This window comes from Bacteroides sp. HPS0048, assembly GCF_964240755.1.
Classification (GTDB): Bacteria; Bacteroidota; Bacteroidia; order Bacteroidales; family Bacteroidaceae; genus Bacteroides; species Bacteroides nordii.
The window spans coordinates 1-3,781 of the sequence record NZ_CAXSVC010000067.1 but is presented as its reverse complement, the minus strand read 5'-3'; the positions used below and the strand labels follow the sequence as shown (position 1 = coordinate 3,781).

The window sequence follows — 3,781 nt, the reverse complement described above, 5'->3', positions numbered from 1 at the left end:
TTATAGATCATTACAATGGAGTGCCGAATTTTTGGGTTGAATCAATGAAAATAAAATGAAAAAACTTGTTTACAAAAGCAGAGAAATAGATCATCTCATTTTAGATGAAAGTTTTATTAACGGATTTAAGTGGATTGATTGATAATGATGGTCACCCTACTAACCTAGAGATTGACATAAACTGGAATGGACAAGAAAATATGTGTAACGACTTTGATTTCATGGCGATTAAAACGCACATTTGTTTTTCTTTAGATTTTGCTTTGAATTTAAAGCTCCTTATACCATAGGAGGGTTGGAAATAACATCTTTTTCTTATAACTATGATGATAAGAGACACCTTTATACTATAGAGTTTAAATTTGATTTTTCTCCGGTTGGTTATATAAAATTTAATTGTCTTGATTTTTATTTTGAGATTATTGAATAGCCATACATTATATCAATGATTCGTTAAAATTCAAAAGGTACAGAAATTGGAGTTCAATTAACCAATCCAGACCCGAGCAAAGATGCTAATGAAGTAAGACAAGAACAAACTAAAGGAAATCAAAATAAGCAAGATGGTAATATTTTGTATCATTTTTTCAACTTAATATTAAATTAATTAAGATTATGAAAAAATCTTTTCTCTATTTTATAAATAGAATCACATTACCAATGTGTTTTATTATGATTTGTATTTCTGTTTTCAGAGATTATGTGGATTCAATTCCATATATATTTATTGTAAGAATTGTTATGTTAGTGGGTGCCATTGGGATGGTTATTGCAGGCATAATTGACCCCATTGATAGTAAATCTGCAATTTGGCATAAAGGAACGGGCATTAAATATATTCTTTATCTCAATTCGGGCATCATAATAAAGCAAGTTTTTGTTTGGTATTTTTGTTTATATATAATTCTAAGGCTAGATAAAATTTCAATAGTATTCAGTTTTGTTATGCTATTAATATTTGGAGTTTTCAGTGGATATAAAATTACAAATATAACAGAACGTTATAAAAAAGAAAAACAAACATAATCCTTAACAATGCTTAGAGCCTGTTTAAATTTTCCTGAAATAATTTTTATATAGGCTTTATCGACCTGTTTTGAGATTTGTTTTCGAGGATATTTTTCAGTTTTTATTCGTCACATAGTCCGCTATGCTCCTTATAAAAGCTGAAAAATATCCTCGAAAACAAATCTCAAAACAGTGGCGAGCAAAATTTAAACAAGCTCTTATAATAAAAAATACAACATGTTATCATCACAAATTAATTTTTATGTATTACCGGAAGATTTACTTGGTATACAGCAATGGTTAGAAGAGCGTGATATTGTATGCGTAAAAACATATAGTTTTGATGCAAATCCTATCATAGCGAAGCTTAATGCCGAATTATTAAATTATGGTCAAGTTTATTTAACTTTACCAAAGTGGATTGAACTATTCGAATATAAAAGCTGCTTACTACCATCAGGAGAACTTACATATTATGTAGACTTTGATAAAGAACTTATAATTCAATTTGACTTTGAAAAAATCACAAAAGACCAATTACTCCCTCCATCTCGCTTTTATTTTACCAAACAATATTTTGATAGACCTGCTTGGGATTTTATTAAGAAAGACGAAGAGTATGTAAAGTGGGCTATGAAAATCTATCGGGATTTCAAAAAACGTTTCTTAGTAAAATATGACTTTGGACCGGATAATTTTGGTATCAATTATACAACGCCTACTGTGATTGAACATTTTGAGCGCGGAGAATTTAAACTTAGAGGACATTAACTGGCCGCAAGGTGCGTGATTCTTATGGTTCTTACCCCACTAAACCGACTCCCCTTTAGATACAGTGGTAAGCAACACCGATCCCTATATCACCGGAATCAATGATTGGAGTGAAGATTACTATTACGCTGCCGGGAAATTGAGACGAGTCACCACTTTGGATGGCTATTTGAATTTGTATAATCGCACCGGTTATAGAAATTATTATGCCGTCAAAGCCCATATCGGTTGTACTTGGGAATACGAGAAAGGGAGTAAAAAAGCTTTCGGATATCCCAGTTATTATCCATCCGGCATAATGGATAGAAAGCCTTATACCACTTATCCGTTTGGGTTGGGTGGCAAAGAATTCATGGGTACGAATTATCTGGATGAATATAACTTTGGTGCACGTGCAATGTATGCCATCATGAACCGTTTTAATCAGGTAGACCCGCTGTGCGAGGAGTACTATACGGTGAGTCCGTATGTATATGCATTGAATAATCCGGTGAGGTATAAAGATCCGACGGGAAAATATGTAGAATCGGCATGGGATATAGCCAGCCTTGCAATGGGAGTTAAAAGCTTTGTCAACAATGTACAAGGTGGTAATATTGTTGGGGCAATTGTTGATGGAGTAGGAATAGTGCTTGATGCCGCTGCTGTTGCTTTACCTGTGATTCCGGGTGGAGCGGGAGCTGCAATAAAAGGTGTTCGTGCTATAGATAAAGCAGTTGATACAGCTAAAACTGCAGATAAAGCTGTAGATGGCGTGAGTGCAATGAAACGGGGAATACAAAATGAAGCTAAAGTGTTAGAGAGTATAGGTGAGGTTAAGAATACAGCCAAAAAAACAGTTACATTACCAGGAACAAGAGAAAAAGTAACCGTTATCCCAGATACCATAACTGACACGAAAATTATTGAAATTAAAGATGTCAAGTCCCTTTCGAATACAAAACAGATAAGAGGAGAGCGTCAAGTAGCACAAGGTACAGGTAAAGATTTCACGATTATAACCGGAGAAAAGACCCATGTATCCGGTAATATACCAACTAAAGAAATCAGAAGAAGAAATGATATTGGTCCACAATAAAATAGATTTAATAAATTATGGGAAATTTTGATTATAAGAACATCTGTTTACAGATTAAAACAAGGGAAAACTTTACCGATCCAAGGTTTGTAGAGTTTATGAAAGATTGGAATTTTACAGAAAAAGAGTATGATATTTTTTTAGATACGGTTTGGGATAGTATGAGCAATAAGTATTCCAAGAAAATTGTTGATTTTTTTATTAGTTATAAGGATGGAATTTTGCTACCTGATAGATGTGGTCCATACGAACCGTTAGGTTATAATTTTAACAAAAATAATATCTCTATACCCATAAGATGGTTAAGTGCTCCTGCTGGAGCATTACTATTAAAGAAAAGATATAATTATAATGCTGAAATTGAAAATGAATATTTCTCAATAATATTTTCAGATGGGAAAATTGATATACCTCAAAGAGTTCTTCCTGAATATTTAGGAAAAATCACATTTTGGTTTAGTAAACAGCGGAAAATCGACATGGTGTTTTTAGAGCAACTTTTAAGGGACTTATGTGCTTATTTGGACGCGGATAACGGTATAATCTTTGACCAAGAAACTGATGGGATTTTGTTAGACATATTTCAATGGTAACAGGCCTGTTACATATCGTTTGTATTTATAATGTGAAATGAATTGTTTGTTAATCAATAAAATTCTAAATCCTATAAATACTGGTCCTGGGAAGAAAACTACGCAATCTCAACGTAAGAAAATATTAGAATTTTACAGGCAATAAAATGGTGGAGAATTACAGAGTGATAGATATAAATGACGACGATTATAGAGTTCTTTCTTTAGAAAAAATAATTAATCTAGATTCTTCTTTTTTGATTCGGTTTGGGATATATTACCAACGAGTATTCAAAGAAAGTCGTTGAGTTTTTAATTAGTTATAATGATGGAATAATTCTTCCGGATAGAT

Annotated in this window: 4 protein-coding genes; all 4 read left to right on the top strand. The window is 32.5% G+C overall.

The features are described 5' to 3' along the window. Window positions 1-615 precede the first annotated feature (615 nt). The 4 genes from ACESQI_RS24010 to ACESQI_RS23995 all read left to right on the top strand — a co-directional run bounded on the left by ACESQI_RS24010 (window position 616) and on the right by ACESQI_RS23995 (window position 3,450). The gene (locus ACESQI_RS24010; protein WP_025866953.1) at window positions 616-1,026 is read left to right on the top strand and encodes a hypothetical protein; all 411 of its coding nucleotides are present in this window, start codon (window positions 616-618) and stop codon (window positions 1,024-1,026) included. A 219-nt stretch (window positions 1,027-1,245) separates the two neighbouring features. Beyond that, window positions 1,246-1,779 carry a hypothetical protein gene (locus ACESQI_RS24005; protein WP_122201824.1) on the top strand — a complete coding sequence of 178 codons (534 nt, stop codon included), beginning with the start codon at window positions 1,246-1,248 and terminating at the stop codon, window positions 1,777-1,779. Between the two features lie 64 nt (window positions 1,780-1,843). Beyond that, window positions 1,844-2,857, top strand: a complete 1,014-nt coding sequence (locus tag ACESQI_RS24000; protein ID WP_122201825.1) for a putative toxin — start codon at window positions 1,844-1,846, stop codon at window positions 2,855-2,857. A gap of 17 nt (window positions 2,858-2,874) precedes the next feature. Continuing rightward, entirely contained in the window at window positions 2,875-3,450 is a 576-nt protein-coding gene (locus ACESQI_RS23995; RefSeq protein ID WP_122201826.1) for a hypothetical protein, read from the top strand. Window positions 3,451-3,781 lie beyond the last annotated feature (331 nt).

Bases quoted from the DNA above. Each gene is read 5' to 3' on its own strand.
- ACESQI_RS24010 (WP_025866953.1), top strand. From the start codon at position 616: ATGAAAAAATCTTTTCTCTATTTTATAAATAGAATCACATTACCAATG.
- ACESQI_RS23995 (WP_122201826.1), top strand. From the start codon at position 2,875: ATGGGAAATTTTGATTATAAGAACATCTGTTTACAGATTAAAACAAGG.
- ACESQI_RS24005 (WP_122201824.1), top strand. From the start codon at position 1,246: ATGTTATCATCACAAATTAATTTTTATGTATTACCGGAAGATTTACTT.